Annotated in this window: 12 protein-coding genes; 9 read left to right on the top strand and 3 right to left on the bottom strand. The window is 63.8% G+C overall.

Translation table 11 applies throughout. The features are described from left to right. Positions 1-242 precede the first annotated feature (242 nt). Positions 243-2,003, bottom strand: a complete 1,761-nt coding sequence (locus ACVISU_RS26745) for a chloride channel protein (RefSeq protein WP_050403422.1) — start codon at positions 2,001-2,003, stop codon at positions 243-245. Positions 2,004-2,195: 192 nt separating this feature from the next. Here ACVISU_RS26745 and ACVISU_RS26740 point away from each other — a divergent pair, with 192 nt between their 5' ends. The 8 genes from ACVISU_RS26740 to ACVISU_RS26705 all read left to right on the top strand — a co-directional run bounded on the left by ACVISU_RS26740 (position 2,196) and on the right by ACVISU_RS26705 (position 11,675). Continuing rightward, positions 2,196-2,753, top strand: a complete 558-nt coding sequence (locus ACVISU_RS26740; RefSeq protein ID WP_016845270.1) for an HNH endonuclease — start codon at positions 2,196-2,198, stop codon at positions 2,751-2,753. A 223-nt stretch (positions 2,754-2,976) separates the two neighbouring features. Continuing rightward, on the top strand, positions 2,977-3,117 hold the full coding sequence (locus tag ACVISU_RS26735) for a hypothetical protein (RefSeq protein WP_157113544.1): 141 nt from the start codon (positions 2,977-2,979) through the stop codon (positions 3,115-3,117). A gap of 437 nt (positions 3,118-3,554) precedes the next feature. After that, positions 3,555-5,849, top strand: coding sequence for a heavy metal translocating P-type ATPase (locus ACVISU_RS26730; RefSeq protein ID WP_456708851.1), 2,295 nt, complete (start codon positions 3,555-3,557; stop codon positions 5,847-5,849). Positions 5,850-6,383: 534 nt separating this feature from the next. Continuing rightward, complete coding sequence (locus tag ACVISU_RS26725; RefSeq protein ID WP_456708850.1) at positions 6,384-7,598, top strand: GNAT family N-acetyltransferase; 1,215 nt, start codon at positions 6,384-6,386, stop codon at positions 7,596-7,598. A gap of 438 nt (positions 7,599-8,036) precedes the next feature. After that, a complete protein-coding gene (locus tag ACVISU_RS26720; RefSeq protein WP_456708849.1) occupies positions 8,037-8,555 on the top strand; it encodes a MarR family winged helix-turn-helix transcriptional regulator in 519 nt (172 codons plus the stop codon). 2 nt (positions 8,556-8,557) lie between these two features. After that, a complete protein-coding gene (locus ACVISU_RS26715) occupies positions 8,558-10,609 on the top strand; it encodes an FUSC family protein (protein WP_050403418.1) in 2,052 nt (683 codons plus the stop codon). Then, positions 10,606-10,812, top strand: coding sequence for a DUF1656 domain-containing protein (locus tag ACVISU_RS26710; RefSeq protein WP_050403417.1), 207 nt, complete (start codon positions 10,606-10,608; stop codon positions 10,810-10,812). Before ACVISU_RS26715 ends, ACVISU_RS26710 begins: the two co-directional genes overlap by 4 nt. Beyond that, positions 10,809-11,675, top strand: a complete 867-nt coding sequence (locus ACVISU_RS26705; protein WP_050403416.1) for an efflux RND transporter periplasmic adaptor subunit — start codon at positions 10,809-10,811, stop codon at positions 11,673-11,675. The genes ACVISU_RS26710 and ACVISU_RS26705 overlap by 4 nt, the downstream gene beginning before the upstream one ends. A gap of 50 nt (positions 11,676-11,725) precedes the next feature. On the opposite strand, the gene ACVISU_RS26700 is transcribed toward ACVISU_RS26705, so the two are convergent. Together ACVISU_RS26700 and ACVISU_RS26695 are read right to left on the bottom strand one after the other, a co-directional pair. Continuing rightward, complete coding sequence (locus ACVISU_RS26700; RefSeq protein ID WP_456708848.1) at positions 11,726-12,592, bottom strand: tetratricopeptide repeat protein; 867 nt, start codon at positions 12,590-12,592, stop codon at positions 11,726-11,728. 73 nt (positions 12,593-12,665) lie between these two features. Then, positions 12,666-13,322: a FecR family protein gene (locus ACVISU_RS26695; protein ID WP_244522080.1), complete on the bottom strand. Its 657-nt coding sequence runs from the start codon at positions 13,320-13,322 to the stop codon at positions 12,666-12,668. Between the two features lie 468 nt (positions 13,323-13,790). Here ACVISU_RS26695 and ACVISU_RS26690 point away from each other — a divergent pair, with 468 nt between their 5' ends. After that, positions 13,791-17,267 (top strand): DUF5801 repeats-in-toxin domain-containing protein, encoded by a 3,477-nt coding sequence (locus tag ACVISU_RS26690; RefSeq protein ID WP_456708847.1) that lies wholly within the window; start codon positions 13,791-13,793, stop codon positions 17,265-17,267. Positions 17,268-17,292 lie beyond the last annotated feature (25 nt).

Below are 17,292 nucleotides of genomic sequence, written 5' to 3'. Positions count from 1 at the left end.
CGCAGGCCCGGAATCCATAACCACGATCGGGAGATGGATTCCGGGCTCGCGCTACGCGCACCCCGGAATGACGAAAGAGGAGGCGGATTCCGACGTAGCGTCGAATTCCCTAACTCCGTCACCCCGAGGAGCGCGCATCGCGCGCGTCTCGAAGGGTCGACGGCCCGGCTGGTGGCCGTGCATCCTTCGAACCTCGCTCTGCTCGCACCTCTGGATGACGGATCGAAAGCGCTCCCGCGCCATCAGATCTCGCCGATCACCTCGCGGCGGCGCTGCTCGGATTCTTCAGCGTAGCGCCGCATCGCGTGGGCTTCGGTGAGCAGGCCGATCGGCCGCCGGTCGCCATCGCCCTCGACCACGGCGAGCGATTCCGCTTCGGCCGCGTCGAACACCGCGATCGCCTCCTGCACGTTCATGCCGGGATGCAGCACCACGTCGGCGTAGCGCAGGATGGCGGCAAGCCCCTTGTCGGCCTCGATATCGGGCGCATGCGCTTCGGCGACCAGCGCGAGCCCGGCGTAGCGTCCCTCGCCGTCGACCGCGACGACCTGGGTCTTCGAGCCCGGCGGGAATTTCTCGCGAAACGCCTCGATCGGCATCGCGGCGTTCACCGTCGTCATGTCCTGCCGCATCATCCTGCCGACCGTGAGATCGCGGATCCAGCCGATATCGGCGGCGCTGCGGATGGTCTCGCCGCGCAGATGCAGCCGCCAGGTCGCGAACGAATAGCCGAACAGCTCGCGCGTGATCGTGGTCGAGATGATGACCGCGACCAGCACCGCGGTGGTGAGCCAGAGATTGCCGGTGGATTCCAGCGCGATAAACGACATCGTCAATGGACCGCCGATCACCGAGGCCGACAGCGCGCTCATGCCGATCACCGCATAGGCGTTTGGGTCAAGGTTCAGCCCCGGCCATCCGATGTCGACGCCGGCTGCGAACAGCCGGCCGCCGAGCGCGCCCATGAACAGCGTGGCAAAGAACAATCCACCGCGGAAACCCGAGCCGAGCGACACGATCGAAGCCACCGCCTTCAGGGCGAACACGCCGGCGATAAAGGTGAGCGGCATCGCCACGATGCCGGCGAAGCGCAGCGCACCGTGGCCCGACGACATCACCTGCGGCGTCAGCAGCGCCATGGCGCCGACCGCAAGCCCGCCCAGCGCCGGCCGCAGCGGCGGCCAGAGCCGGGTCTTGGCGAGCAGCGCCTCGCACAGCGCTACCCCGCGCATGATCGCAATCCCGGTCAGGGCCGCGACCACGCCGAGCAGCGCGGCAATCGCGAGATCCCGTCCGAGCACGTCGCCGACGGTTCCGACGCCGACACCGAGCGGCAGCGGCTCGAAGGCATGGGCGACGAAATAGCCGGTCACCGCCGCCACCCCGACCGGAGTAAGGCTTGCCGGCGTGTAGCCGCCGATCACGAGTTCGAAAGCGTAGAACGCGCCCGCCAGCGGCGCGCTGAAGGCTCCGGCGATGGCCGCCGCCGCGCCGCAGCCCACCATGATTCGCTGGTCGTTGCGGCGGAGATGGAAACCGCGGCCGAGCGAGGCGGCCAGACCACTGGACAACTGGGTGTAGCCGGCCTCGAGCCCGACCGAGCCGCCGACGCCGCTCGACCAGATCGTCTGCAGCGCCACGATCACGCTGCCGCGGAACGACATCCGGCCGCCATAAAGCGCGTTGGCCTCGATCGGGTCGATTTCCCGAGCCGGCCGGACCCGGAGCAGCAGCAGGAACGCTACGCCAAGCACCAGTCCGCCTACCGTGGGAACCACAAGCGCCCGCACGGGATCGATGCTGGGCTGGCTCGACAGCCGTTCGCCCAGCGGCAGATTGAACAGCACCGAGTGCAACACCGTGACCAGGCTGCTCATGACCGCGACCACGAGGCCGCCAATGGCGCCGATCAGCAACGCCAGCACCACGAGGCTCGTCTCGTGCGCACGCACGAATGCGCGCAACCGGCGCGGCGCCTCGAGATAGCTTGTGGTCGCGGTCATCGGCAGGGTCCGTCACTGGCCGACAGGGCCTTGCGGCCCCCTTTACGGGCCTCGCGGGCGGGAGGCAATCGCGGCAGGAACATGGCAGGGCATGGCGGATAAGCCGCTCATTGCTCTTCACAATCCCGTCACGCTGCCTGTAGTATGTGAGTGCATGCTGCTTCGCAGCTAATGGGAGATCAGGAGCGTTATTTGAACGCACATGTCTCGCAAGGCGGTTGGCCGGTGCTGGTCTTGAATGCGGACTTCCGGCCGCTGAGTTATTACCCGCTGTCGCTCTGGTCCTGGCAGGACGCGATCAAGGCGGTGTTCCTCGATCGTGTCAACATCGTCGAATATTACGACCGGGCGGTACGAAGTCCTTCCTTCGAAATCCAGCTTCCGAGCGTCGTATCCCTCAAATCCTTCGTCAAGCCGACCACCCACCCCGCCTTCACCCGGTTCAACGTTTTCCTGCGCGACCGATTCAGCTGCCAATATTGCCTGTCGGGCGACGACCTCACCTTCGATCACATCATTCCGCGCAGCAAGGGTGGCCAGACCACCTGGGAGAACGTCGTCGCCGCCTGCTCGCCCTGCAATCTGCGCAAGGGCAATCTGACGCCGCAGCAGGCCAAGATGTTTCCGAAGCAGACGCCCTACGCTCCGACGGTGCACCAGCTCCACCGCAACGGCCGGCTGTTCCCGCCGAACTATCTGCACGAGAGCTGGCTCGACTATCTCTACTGGGATACTGAGCTCGATCCGTAGCGCGCGACACGGTCGTCATTGATCGGAGTCCGGCTACTTCGCCCGGATACCGGTCGAGTCTTTCGAGTCGGAAGCAACATTCGAGGCATTGTCGGTCGGCGGTTGCGGCTGGCGACCCAAGTGAGCCCGATCTTCGAAGGAACAGAACTATGACCTCCAAGACGGCGAAGCCATCGCCGATATCGGTCCAACGCCCGACTATGAACGCGAGCGTGACATTGATATGAAAGAGGCCGCCAGCAAGGGCGGCCTCCCGGAACAGCTTAAAATGAAGCAGTCCTCGTTGCTCGGTGATGGACAAATGTATCTGGCCAGCTTTGCAACGTATCTGCTTGTTGCACAGTCAGCGCCGAACTGGCCTTGATCGTTGTCAAAGCAGCCCGAGACGGCTCTTACCTTGCGCAGTCACTGCGCATTTGTAGCCTCAAGTCGGTCCAGATGCCGGCTCAGCCGCCGCACGACACTCTCGCGTCGAGATGACGCTCAAGTACGCCGAACAACAATCTCAGGCGAGCGGCGCGGTTGTGGTTGGCAGATCAGCTCCCACGACGGCAGCTACGACCAGGAATGTCGTAATCGCTCCCCTAGCAGGATTGTCCGCGCAGTTTCGCAGTTCAAGGCCTGACAGGCCTCACTCAACATCGAGTAAACTTCGCGAAGTTCTGAAGCTCACGCATCACTCCACGCAATCTGAAAGCCCACCTAACCATCCTGACATTGCCTTCAGCCACATTGATTTCCATCAAAATGGAGGTCGGGGATTCTTGAGACAATAATGTAATTGGCTTTAGAGCGGCTCGGATGTGCTTGGTGTGGTCTGAACGTGTTTTCCGCCGAACGCTCATCGCGGTCGCGATCGCGGGGCTCGTTTCCGGACTCTTGGCGTGGGGCGCCCACAGACCCGAGCTGGCGAAGTGGTGTTGGGTAAGCGGCACCATCCCTGTCATTACCGGTTTGTTTGTTGCCATGGTGCGTGACCTCTCGGTCGGTCGCATGGGCGTCGATTCAATCGCATTCGTCTCAATGTCCGGCGCGCTTCTTCTCGGCGAGGCTCTCGCCGGGATCGTCATTGCCATCATGTATGCGGGCGGCAATGTGCTCGAAGACATTGCCGTTGCCCGAGCTCAACGCGACCTCCGGTCGCTGATCGACCGTGCACCGAGAATTGCTCATCGGCGGGCTGGATCGACCATCACTGACACACCCATCGAGCAAGTTGCTATCGGCGACATCATCCTGGTGCGCTCCGGCGAGGTCATTCCGGTCGACGGTGTCATCACCAGCCCGGCGGCGACCATCGATGAATCGGCGCTGAGCGGCGAGCCCATACCCGTGTCTCGGCAGGCAGGCGAGCCAGCGCGTAGCGGCTCGCTTAACGCAGGCGGGCCATTCGAAATCCGTGCGTCTGCGACCGCCGGTGAGAGCACCTATGCGGGCATATTGAGGATGGTGAGTGCGGCGCAAACGGCAAAATCGCCCTTTCTCCGCCTGGCGGATCGCTATGCACTTTTGCTGTTGCCGATCACCCTGCTGCTCGCCGGCGGCGCTTGGCTTTTCTCTGGCGATCCCATCCGTGGGCTTGCAGTGTTGGTTGCTGCGACGCCGTGTCCACTTATTCTAGCGGCCCCGGTCGCATTCATATCGGGGGTTGCACGGGCTGCCAAGCGCGGGATTCTGGTCAAAGGAAGCAGTCCCCTCGAAGCGCTCGCGGAAACTCATACGGTGATGTTCGACAAGACTGGCACTCTGACCGTTGGTGGTGCCCGTCTTGTTGCAATCGAAGTCGCTCCGAACCATCAAGCGGACGAGGTGCTTCGGCTGGCGGCGTCGCTTGAGCAGGTTTCACATCACATCGTTGCGGTGGCAATCGTTCAGGCGGCGACTGCGAAGGGCCTCAAGCTGACTGCTGCGTCACACGTGCGCGAAACCGTGGGAGCAGGCCTCGAGGGCGTAATCGATGGGAGAACGATTCGGGTCGGCTCGCACCAGTTGGTCAATGGATCTCAAAAGCCCGAACCGTGGGTGGTTCGCACCCTCAGGCGTGCCGCGTGGCGTTCGGCATTAAGCGCGTTCGTCGCTGTGGATGGACGCACGATTGGCGCTCTGTTGCTGGGTGACGAGCTTCGGCGCGAAACGCCCCGCGCGGTTCAGGCTCTGCGAACGGCCGGAGTTTCACGTATCGTGATGGTGACCGGTGACCGGGCGGAGGCAGCGGAGACGATCGGCGCCGCGCTTGATCTTGACGCAGTCCTTTCGGACCGTGAGCCGGCTGATAAGGTCGATGCCGTCGCCACCGAACAGCGCCGGAACGTTACGGTTATGGTCGGGGACGGCATCAACGACGCGCCCGCATTGGCGGCCGCGAACGTGGGCGTTGCGCTTGGCGCGCGAGGTGCGAGCGCGTCCTCGGAAGCGGCTGATGTCGTCATCCTTGTCGATCGTCTCGATCGCGTCTCCGACGCGATCGGCATTGCGAAGCGGACCCGCTCGATAGCCTTGCAGAGCATCATTTCGGGAATGATGTTGTCCGCCATCGCAATGGCCTTCGCCGCAGTCGGATGGTTGCCTCCGGTCGCCGGAGCTCTGACCCAGGAAGTGATTGATGTGGCCGTTATCCTCAACGCCTTGCGTGCATTGAGTCCCGGCCACGCGAACGGTCGCCCGACTATGCCTATCGCTGCGGCCAGTTCGCTTCAAGCGGATCACGAGCAGTTGGAGCCAACGCTCAATCGCTTGAGGGAGGTCGCAGACGCACTGGATCACGCTGAAGGTTCCGGCGCGGTCGCCATGATTTCGGAAGCAGATCGGATTACGAATAAGATCGTGACCCATGAGCGGGACGACGAAAGCCGCGTCTACCCCCGCGTCGCAAGATACCTGGCGGACCGTCATGGGCTTGGGGCAATGAGCCGCGCACATCGCGAGATCATCCATCTGTCGCGCCTCCTGAGACGGCTCGCTGATGGGCTGAGGCCCGAGGATATTGATCCCTACCTGATCAGGGACGCACAGCGGGTCATCGAATCGATTGAGGCACTCGTGCGCATCCATAACGCCCAGGAGGAAGATATCTATGAATATGCAATCGGGGCATAGGTGTGAGCAGCGGCAGGATTGGAGATAGCCCATGCTCGCATCGACGCCTACAAGACGGGGTTAGCTATCGGTATTTTACCGGGTGGCTGGCGTCTCAACGTGACTGAGTATTCGTGACGTTCTCGCCGACCGCCTTCCCCGGCAGCAACTGGTCGAGCTCTTGGAACATGATCATCCGCCCGAGGTCCGTTTCGATAATCATGCATCCTCCGGCGGCTCAATAGCCGCAGATCGCCCGGAGTGCTGCCGGCTCTCCGCAACCGGGTGGCAAGGGGTTGGCAGTCGGCACACTTCTCCGTGCATCTGCGGTGCGTTAAGGTTAGCGAGCGCGTCGCGTTAACCTCCACAGGTTGAATTTCTTGACGGCTCACAAATGACGCCGGAGAGTTGACGCACGGACGCGCGCCCAGACCGAGCAGCACCAGATTTCTTGCTTGCGTGATGTCGATCGACCCGAAGTTCTCGACATTCATTTGATCCTATCGTCCGACGACGCTGCCGCATTTGGGCAAGAGACGAAGTGGCGAGAAGCGCATGCTGAGCTCCATGTCCCATACGGCTGTCAGGGTTATCGATCCGCCTGACGACCTGTCGATCGCGCCGGACCTGCCGCGTGAGCAGTCCGATCCCGTAGTGGTCCAGGCGCCCGCGCCAATGTCACGCAAGGGCAGCGCCAGGCCGATGACGACGGCTGACGTTCCCGCGGTCGCGCGGCTGTTCCTCAAGGTCTTCAGGAATATCGACAAGCCCGCGGGTGCCGATCTCAAGGATTATTTCCGCGCATTGACCCTCGGTTCACCGTCCTACAGCGCAGCGACAGGGACGCAAATCTACCAGCAGCAGGACGGCCACATCTCGAGCGCGCTGCTCTCCGTCCCGATGCGCTTCATCGCCTGCGGCAATGTCATCCCGGGACGGTTGCTCGGCGTTTTCATGACCAACGGGGACTCGGCGGGTGCGGCGCAGCTCAATCTTGGTCTGCGACCAAAACGAGCGAGTCTTTCATTCTGTGACAGTGCATCGCCGACCAGCGCCAGGTCGCTGCTCGCCATCGGCGGAAAGACGATTCCGCTGCAGAACCTGGAATGGGTGCGCACGTTCCGTCCGTTCGGAGCACTCGTCGAACGCCGTTTGCCGCGCTTCATGCGCCGACTCGATCCGGCTCTGGCAACGCTCGCGCGTCCCGTTGATGCTCTCCTCAGTCGCCTGCGCAGTGATGAAGGGATCGAGGGAGGCAGCGAACTGAAGGTGCAGGAGATGTCGGTCCCGGACTTCCTCGTGCAGGCACCCCGGTTCATTGCCCACTACGCCGTCCGGCCGCTGTGGTCGGAAGACGAGCTCGGCTGGCTGGTCGGCCTGGCTGCGCAGAACACCAGGCTCGGCGCATTCACGATCCGCGCGGTCGAAGACCGGTCCGGAGCGGTGATCGGATGCTTTGTCTACTATGCGGCCCCGGGGCGGACCGCGCATGTTCTGAACATCCTGTCGCTTCCGGACCAGGAGGTCGGCGTGCTCTGTGCGATGTTCCGCCACCTCGAGCGCACCGGCCATGCCAGAGCCCGCGGCCGTGCGCAACCCGCCCTGATGGCAGGGCTAGGACTGCAGCGCCGGCTCGTGTTCCGGCACCGCGCCTTCGCCATGGCGTTGACGCGCGTTGCGGAGGTGAACGACGCCGTCGTGCGCGGCGATATCTATGTCGGCGGCCTTGCCGGCGAGGACTGGAGCCGGTTGATGCACGACTTCGGCTGAAATCGGACAGCGCGCGGCGATCGTGTGGCAGCAACCGCAGTTTGCGGCTAAGTCGACTGCTTGGCGAGAGCCGCGTCGCCCTCTTCGCGTCCGGGAACGCTGACGTGCACTTCTGATGCGATAGACGCGGACTGGCATGAGCCGGCCCGCGAGCGGCGGCCATCCCGCGCGATCTCTGTCTCGCGAAACGCGACCGTGCAGCAGGCGTCGCCGGCGCCGGCGACGCCTGCGGCCCCCTCCAGCCGGCCGGCTGGACAAAAATATCGAAAACAACCCCATGCACAGTAGGGGTTGGGGCCCACTCCGTCATCCACCCGCATCGGGTAGATGCCCATCCCCATACCGACGCCCCTGCCGCGTGATCGCATTTGCGTGATCCGCAGCCATGTCCGCGGCAATATTATTGCAGCCTAATAGTTTGTATCCTATCTAATTTGCATGCCTCCTTCGCAATCCCATATCCACGCCGAGATCGGCCGCCTGATCACCAGGCTCGCGCGGATCTGGCGTCGCGAGTCGGATCAGGCGCTGTCCGATCACGGCCTGTCCTACGCGACGGCGATACCGCTGCTGGTGCTGTCGCGGCAGGGGGAGAACGTCCGACAGGGCGTGCTCGCCGACGAACTGGGGATCGAGGGGCCTTCGCTGGTGCGGCTGATCGACCTGCTGCAATCCGAAGGCCTGGTCGAGCGACGCGGGGACCCGACCGATCGGCGCGCCAAGACGCTGCATCTCACCGCGGCCGGCGAAGCCAAGGTCGAGCAGACGAACCGGGTGCTGCGCCGCGTGCGGGCCAGCGTGCTCAAGGATATCGGCAGCGAGGAACTTGCGATAACCTTCGAGACGCTGCAGCGCATCGATGCGCGGGCGAGCCGCCTGCAGAACGCCAAGAGCCCTGCAGCCAAGACCGCTTCAGATAAGACAGCTTCAGATAAGGCCGCTCAAGAGGCGAAATAGTCATGCGCGCGGAAGAGCCGTTCCTGGTCCGCCACGCGGACATCATCTTCGCGTTGAAGACGTTCGCCGCGTCGATGCTGGCGCTCGTCATCGCATTGGCGATCGATCTGCCGCGGCCCTATTGGGCGATGGCGACGGTCTATATCACGTCGCAGCCGCTGGCCGGCGCGACCAGCTCAAAGGCGTTCTTCCGCGTGATCGGCACCCTGGTCGGCGCGACCATGACGGTCGCGCTGGTGCCGAACCTGATCAATGCGCCGGAGCTGCTTTGCCTCGCGATCGCGCTCTGGGTTGGATTATGCCTTTATCTGTCGCTGCTCGACGGCACGCCGCGCAGCTATGTCTTCATGCTCGGCGGATACACTGTCGCGCTGATCGGCTTTCCGTCGGTGGCCGACCCGGGCAGCATCTTCGATGTCGCGCTGGCGCGGGTCGAGGAGATCTCGCTCGGCATCATCTGTGCCAGCCTGGTGTCGACGGTGGTATTTCCGCGCAGCGTCGCGCCAGCGGTCGGCGAACGCGTCAGGAGCTGGCTGTCGGATGCGCGACGGCTGTCCCGCGACGTGCTGCTTGATCACGGGACCAGCGAGACGCGCCGGGCCCAGCGCCTTCGCCTTGCGACCGATATCGTCGAAATCGATACGCTGGCAACCCATGTCGCCTATGACCGGCTGGCCGAAATCGGCACCGTGCGCGGCCTCGCCGAGATCCGGCTGCGCATGCTGATGCTGTTGCCGATCATCACGTCGATCGAAGACCGGCTCGCCGCACTCGGCGAAGCGACGCTGCAAAGGCAGCCGGAGCTGCGGCACCTGCTCGCCGATCTCGCCGCATGGATCGTGGACGACGAACGCCAGCGGCAATCCGGCGACCAGATCCGCGCTGCGATCGCCGAGCGGCAATCTGCCCTCGACGGCCTCGCTCCGCGGGAGCGTATCATCACGATCAGCCTGCTGCTCCGGCTGCGCGAGCTTGTCGACATCTCGGCCGACTGCCGCGCAGTCGGCGATGCGATTGCTGCGGGCAAGGATATCTCCGGCGTCCCGCTGGCGTTCCACCCGGAATCCGGCGCGGCGCCGGTCCGTCATCGCGACCACGGCATGGCGCTGTGGTCGGCCGCGGGCGCGGCAATCGCCATCCTGATCTGCTGCGGCCTGTGGATTGCGACAGGCTGGCCGGATGGCGCGTCGGCGCCGATGATGGCGGCGGTCGCTTGCTCCTTCTTCGCCGCACAGGACGAGCCGGCGCGCAGCATCCGGGCCTTCGGCCTGTTTTCGCTGGTCGCGATCGTCGTCGTCGCGATCTATCAGTTCGCGCTGGTGCCGGGCATCACCCATGTCGAGGTCCTAATCGCCGCGCTGGCGCCGACCTTCCTGACCTACGGCTTCCTGATCGCGCGGCCGAAAACCGCGCCGATCGGCATGGCGCTCGCCGCCAACACAGCGACGCTGCTGGCGCTGCAGTCGACCTACAGCGCGGATTTCGCCGGCTTCGCCAACACGGCGGTCGCCTTCTTCCTCGGCGTCGTCATCGCCGAGATCGTAACGCGGGTCGCGCGCGGCGTCGGTGCCGAATGGGTCGCCAAGCGGCTGATGACCTCGGGCTGGCAGACGCTCGCGGTCGCGGCCGAGCGGCGCGGCCACGGCGACCGGGCGCAGTTTGCGGGCCTGATGCTGCATCGGCTGGGGCTCCTGGTGCAGCGCATCGCCTTCATCTCCGAGAGCGACCGCCGCGACGCCGACAGCCTGGTCCAGCTGCGCATCGGGCTCAACATCATCGACCTCAGGCGCGCCCGTTACGGCCTTGTCGCATCGACCGTGCGCGCCATCGACGACATGCTGGACGCCCTCGCGGCCGCGTTTCGCGCCCATGCGGACGGAGCCATGCCGGCCGAACTGCTGTCATGCATCGATGCGGCGGTGACCGCGGTCGTCAAGGACCCCAATGAGCGCGCGCGGGACGATGCGTTGCTCGGCCTCGTCGGCATCCGCCGCGGCCTGTTTCCGCACGCAGCTGCGTATCGATCGCAGCCGGAGGAGAGTTTTGCTGCATGAGATATGAGCTCGACATCTACGGCGTCCTGGTCCCGGCGCTGCTGCTGTGGCTGATCGTTGCCTATGCGCTGAGCGCGGGGATCAGCCGGATCATGCAGCGCTTCGGGCTCTACCGGCTGGTCTGGCATCGCGCGCTGTTCAATTTCGCCCTGTACGTATGCCTGCTCGGCGTCGTCGTTTATGTTTCGGAGTTTCTGCCATGAAAGGGAATTTCGCCTGGTTCGGCCGGGTTGCGCTGACCGCCATCGCGCTCGTCGCCGCGCTTGCTGTCGGCCGCGCGCTGTGGATCTACTACATGGAGTCGCCGTGGACGCGCGACGGCAGGGTCCGGGCCGACGTGGTTCAGGTCGCTCCCGACGTCTCCGGCTTCGTCACCGACGTGCTGGTCAAGGACAATCAGCAAGTGCATCGCGGCGATATCCTGTTCCGGATCGATCGCGCACGCTTTGCCCTAGCCTTGCAACAGGCCGACGCTGCGGTCGCCGGCCATCGCGCGACGCTGGATCAGGCCGAGTCCGACCTCAAGCGCTACAGCGCGCTGACCACCGATGCGGTGTCGCAGCAGAAGCAGGAGCAGGTCCTGGCGACGCAGCTTCAGGCCAAGGCCGCCTATGACCAATCGGTCGCCGATCGCGCGGTCGCGCAGCTCAACCTCGATCGCAGCGAGGTGCATGCATCGGTCAACGGCACCATCACCAATATGGACCTGCGGCCCGGCGCCTACGTCACCGCGGGCAAGGGCGTGATGGCGCTGGTCGACACCGATACGCTGCATGTCGAGGGCTATTTCGAGGAAACCAAGCTCGCGCGCATTCGGGTCGGCGACAAGGCGCAGGTCCGCCTGATGGGCGAGCCGGTCCGCCTCACCGGACATGTCGAGAGCATTGCAGCCGGCATCGCGGACCGCGACCGCACCGACGGTGCCAACCTGCTCGCAAACGTCAATCCGACTTTCAGCTGGGTCCGGCTCGCACAGCGCGTCCCGGTGCGCATCGCGCTCGACCATCTGCCGGATCGCATCGCGCTGGTCGCCGGCCGCTCGGCCACGGTCGAGATCATGAACTAGAGCATTTCGGTTCTGATTGAAGCAGAACCAAAGCTCCAGACTGTCGTTCGCTATTGCACGCCGTAGCGCGTGAAATCGTCGCCGACGCTGCCCTGGATCGCCTTGGCCGCCGCGATGTCGACATTGCCGCCGGCCTTGTCGCCTCGCTTCAGCTTCGCCAGCCCGCGGCCGTAGAGTGCGCTCGCGAGCTTCGGATCGATGCGAAGCGCGGCGCTATAGTCGTCGATCGCTGCGCCAAACTCGCCGGTCTTCAGATAGATCAGGCCGCGCGAATCGTAGGTCGCCGCATTGGCTTCCCCCGCTTGCAGCGCCTTGTTGCAGTCCTGCAGCGCCTCCTGCAGCGCGCCGAGGATGGCGCGGCTCCAGCAGCGCCCGTTCCACACGCCGTCGAGTTTCGGCTCGAGGCGAATGGCCTGATCGTAATCCTGCACGGCGCGCGCATAGTCATTTTTCTTCAGGTAGGCACCGGCGCGATTGGCGAAGGCTTCGCCGTAGTTCGGATTGAGCCGGATCGCCTGATCGAACGCGTCGGTCGCGCGATCGTATTCGTGCTTCCTGAGGTAGGCCACGCCGCGGTTGTTGAACGGCTTGGTGTAGGTTGGATTAAGCTCGATGGATCGATCAAAATCCCCGATGGCGCGGTCATAGTCTTGCTTGGCGGCGTAGGCGTTGCCGCGGTTGTTGTAGGCGATCGCAAGACCAGCCGGCGTCATGTCCTGTCCGGCATCGATCAATTCCGTGCAGGCGCCGATGCGCGCATCGGCCGGCGCGTGATCGAGGCCGCTGCACAGCTCGATGTTGCGCAGATAGTTGCTCTTTTGCTTCGGGTCCTGCGCGCCCGCCGGGGCTGCAAGCAACAGCAGGATGCACAGCACCGGCAGGCCGCCGCCCCCCACAGAACCTGCACGAGGCTTCATGTCGGGCTCCGGTTTTGACGATGCAGCGTCGCTCGTTTCCATGAGTGGCCGCTCAAGCCAACGCCCTGCTCGCTTAGCACCCTCGACAGATATTCGGATTGAACCTGTGGTTGGGGTTCTGCTCGGGCTGCGGCGCCGCGCGTGTCGCGGGCTTTCTGAGAAGCTTGCTCTTGCCCTCTTCCACGAGCGTCGCGAACCTGACCGTTCCATCGTCGGAGATTTCGATGCGCGGCGTGGTGCCTCGAATTCCCATCGTCGCGGCGGGCGTGTCGATCTTCATATCACCGGTCTTCGCGACGTTGCCGGCAACGAAGGTGAACGTTCCATTGGCCAGCTTGAACAAGGTCGAATTCGACTTGCCGTTCGGGTCGTAGACGAACTCGGTCATGGTCATCTTGGCGTTGCTCGACAGATTGAACGAGGTGCCATCGGTGAAGTTGATCGCGACCCTGCCGTCGGCTCCGGTCTGCACGACGTCGCCCATATAGACGAGGTCGCCGACCTTCGCCTGAGGCAATTGATCCGACAGCGCGGCCTGAACGACGGCCGCACTCGCATGTTCGATCGTGACCGAGCCGGTGGCCGTCACGACCTTCCCGATGTACTTTGCTGCGGAATCTTGAACAGCGGGCTGGGCCGATCCGGTTTGCGCCTGCACCGGAACGGACGTCAGTGCTGCGAGCGTGAAAACGGTGCCGGCGAGCAATTGAATAATAAAATCGATGCGCACGATCCACTCCCTCGAGAAGATCTTGTCGTGCCGCGGCGCGGTGGTGATGTGGACCGCCGGGCCGAGACCGCAGGACCTTGAGTGTCAAGTTGCAGCAGACAGGCCTAAACGCCTGGACCAGTTCGACTAAAAATTAATAGGTGGACAATCGACTTGGTAAATATACATTAAATCCAGTGGGGCTGCACTCGCGATAAAGGACAGCAGTTCTGTCGTTTTGCGATAGCTCCCCGCGGTACTGGAATCCCATTTCGACGACGAATTTAATTTCAATCAGGACGTTTCCGCGGGCAAGCCTATGGCGACCGAAGCGGGGTCATTTCACCTCGTCGCGGGTGCAAGCCAGACCAAGAAACATACGGCGCCGCGTTCTGCCTGAGCTGTTTAGCAGGCGAAAAGCCAATGTTAGTCGCGTCCGACGTAGCGTTCGGGGACGCGTGCCTGGCCAGGTTTGGCCAGCTGCCCCGAGTGGTTGGCGTTGTTCAAACGGCGGCCGGCTGTGGCACGGTCACGCGTGCACGCGGCGTTGCCATTCAAATCGGGCCCGGTGATCCCGTTTGCCAGGGTGACGTCATCGAGATCGCAGCCGGCGGCCGGGTCGCAATCCGCATGGTCGATGGCACGGTGCTCGACCTGCCGGCTGACACCCGGCTGGAATTGGGCGACTTGGAAGACCGAGGTCGCCCCCTGCGCCCGGTGAGATTCGCCAAGGCCAGAAGCATCTTGCGCATGATCGGCGGCCGGCTGGCAGGGTCAGGCGTCCTGGCGGCGGACACGCCTGTCGGCACCATTCGGGCGAGCGGCCTTGGCATGCTGTCGTTTGCGGCGCTGACCCTCTCACTCCTCGAGAACGCGCGGGCTGCGGAGCCGAACGTCACAATCCTGGACGACGACAAGATCAACTACAAGGACCTCCACCACGGAGTGTTCGAGCTGGTGACCAAGGAGGCGATCCCCAGACACATCGTCGTCGACGATCCCGGCGTGACGGTCATCCTGAGCCCCAAAGGGTCGTCGGTCGGGGTGAACCAGGTCACCAACAGCCCCGCCCACATGGAGGAACTGCGCGACGCCCAGCAGGAGGCGCTTGCCAATCTCGAGAAGGGAACGGGAGCGAGAGGCTCCGGAATGCCCGCTCTCGAAGAGTCGCCGCTGTTGCAGCCGATCAATTTCCAGCCTGACTCGCCGTCGCTGGTGCCAGATCCGCTCGCGCCCGTGCCAATTATCAAATTCGCTTTCATTGATATCTTCAACCCGCCGCCACCACCGCCGCCGCTCAAGCTGACCTTCGGAGCAGCGCCGTCGCTGACATTGAGCGCGACGCACCTGACGGCGACGGCGCTGGACGACAACATCGCCGGCTCCTCGCCGAACGGGGCTCTCACCACGACGTCGGGGGACTTCTCGGTGAAGTTCGCCAGCGCACAGGACGCGGCGGGCGCAGCAGTCAGCTACGCCCTGACGATCACCGGCAGCAACGGCGCTGCGTCGGGAGTGATCGACTCGCACACTGGCCTGGCCGACGTGCTGGTTTTGAACGGCAACACCGTCGAAGGCCGCGTCGGCGCGCCCGGTGGGACGCTGGCATTCACGATCACGGTTGATCCGGCGACGGGGTTCGTGACCTTTGCCGAGTACCGGGCGGCGACACGGCCGCCTGGCACCAACACCGACGACAGCGAAATAGTGTCGCTGGCGAGCGGGGTCGTGACCCTGATTGCAACCGTGACAAAGGACGGCCAGTCGCAGGATGTGACCCTCGATCTCGGCAGCAAATTGACCATCATCGAAGACGACCCGAGCATCAGCACGAGCGGAACGGCTCCCTCGCTGACGCTAAGCGAGAAGCATCTGACGGCAACGCCGCTGGACGACAACATCGCCGGCTCAGCGCCGGATGGAACGCTGACCACGACCTCGGCCGACTTCTCGACGGCATTCAACGCGGTCCAGGGCGCGGACGGTGCAACGACCAGCTACGCGTTGGCGATCACCGGCGGCAACGGCACTCCGTCGGGCCTGATCGACTCGCACACCGGCCTGGCCGATCTGCTGGTTCTGAACGGCAACACCATCGAGGGCCATGTCAGCACGAGCAGCGGCACGCTGGCGTTCACCATCGCGCTCGATCCGGTCACCGGACGAGTGACCTTCACCGAGTATCGGGCGGTGAAGCAGTCGCTCGGCACCAGCCCGGACAGCGGCGAAGGTGTGGCGTTGAACGCCGGCCTCGTAAGCCTGGTGGCGACGATCACTGACAGGGACGGAGACTTCAAGAGCGCGAGCGTTGATCTCGGCAAGCAGCTGACGATTTTGGACGACGGTCCGAGCGTCAAGACGAGCGGCGCAACTCCGTCTCTGACGTTGAGCGAAGCGCATCTGACCGCAACGCAGTTCGACGACCACATCGCGGGCTCGGCGCCGGATGCGGCCTTTACCACGACGTCCGCCGACTTCTCGACCGCGTTCACCTCGGTTCAAGGCGCGGACGGCGCGACCATCCGCTACGCGCTGACGATCGCCGGCGGCAACGGCACCGCGTCCGGCCTGATCGATTCGCACACGGGCTGCGCCGACGTGCTGGTCCTGAACGGCAACACCATTGAAGGCCATGTCGGCACGACGAACGGCACGCTGGCGTTCACCATCTCGCTCGATCCAGCTACCGGGAGCGTGAGCTTCACCGAATATCGGGCAGCGATGCATCCGGCCGGCGACAGTGACAGCGTATCGTTGAATACCGGCGTCGTAGGCCTGGTTGCCACCATCACCGACAAGGACGGCGACGTCCAGAGCGCGTCCATCGATCTCGGCAAGCAACTGACGATCACGGACGACAGTCCGACGATTTGCAACTTTTCAAAGATTTGCGTCGCCGACCATGACAATCAGTTCGCGACCGGTACTTACGATGTCAATTTCGGCGCTGACGGTGACGCCGCCATGCTCGTTGCCATCCATAATGGTGCAGTTGGCAACACCGGATTCGATCTGGCCGCGTCGCACTTGGCCGACGGCAATACCGCGGTGCACGTCACTGGAAATGGCGACAACTTCACCTTCTACTATTCGACCCACGAGGCGGGCGGCGGCGTCGAGCTGGACGCCGATCGTGCGGATTGCGGCGGCACCCTGACCGATCCGTATTTCAAGCTGCTGATCGATCCGCACGGAACCTTTTGCTTCAATCTCGAGAACGTCGATCTGCTGAAAGACGTCACCGCGACTGGCTCCGATTTCGGCGCCCCGGGCGAGGCGAAGCCGTCACTGACCGCTGCGGACGGACAACTCGTTATCACCGGTTCTGACAGCTGCGGCCATCCCCTCGACGTCAAGGCGTCGAGCAGCGGCATTGCGGTCGGCGATTGCGGGCTGCAGATGGACCCAGACGAGCAGTTGAACCTCGCGTTCTCCGGCAAACAGTCGCAGGTCGGTCTGACCCTCGATCAATGGCAGGGTTGCGGAGCTGCGAGCGTGACCTTCAAGGTCCTTGATGGCAGCTGCGACGTCCACGACTTCAGCATCTGCGTTCCGAAGCCACCCGATGGCTGCACCGGGATCGTGGTGAAGGAAACCTCGAATGCTTCGCTGATCAATACCTACAGCTCTGACAATACGACGTTGACCTACACGCTCTACGTCGGAAAGGAGTTCAATCAGGTCGAGGTCGACTACGATCATGCGTCAGACGGCAACGCCACCTTTACGGTCAACAACATCGCCTATACCGAGAAAACGACCATCCCGGGCACCGATCTGCTGTTCGACGTGTCCGCCATCGACAAGGACGGCAATGCAGCCACGGCCATCCTTCCGGTCGATATTCAGGACCTCAAGACCTGGACGTCTGCCCCGACATTCGCACCCAGCCCGACAAGCGTTGCGATGGCCGGCAGCATTCTGCCAGACCAGGTTACTCACGTACAACACGATCTGATCTTGTAGCGGGCCCTGAGCCCTGATGAAGATC

This window comes from Bradyrhizobium sp. USDA 4452 (assembly GCF_054063575.1).
This window is presented reverse-complemented; position numbering and strand designations above follow the sequence as displayed.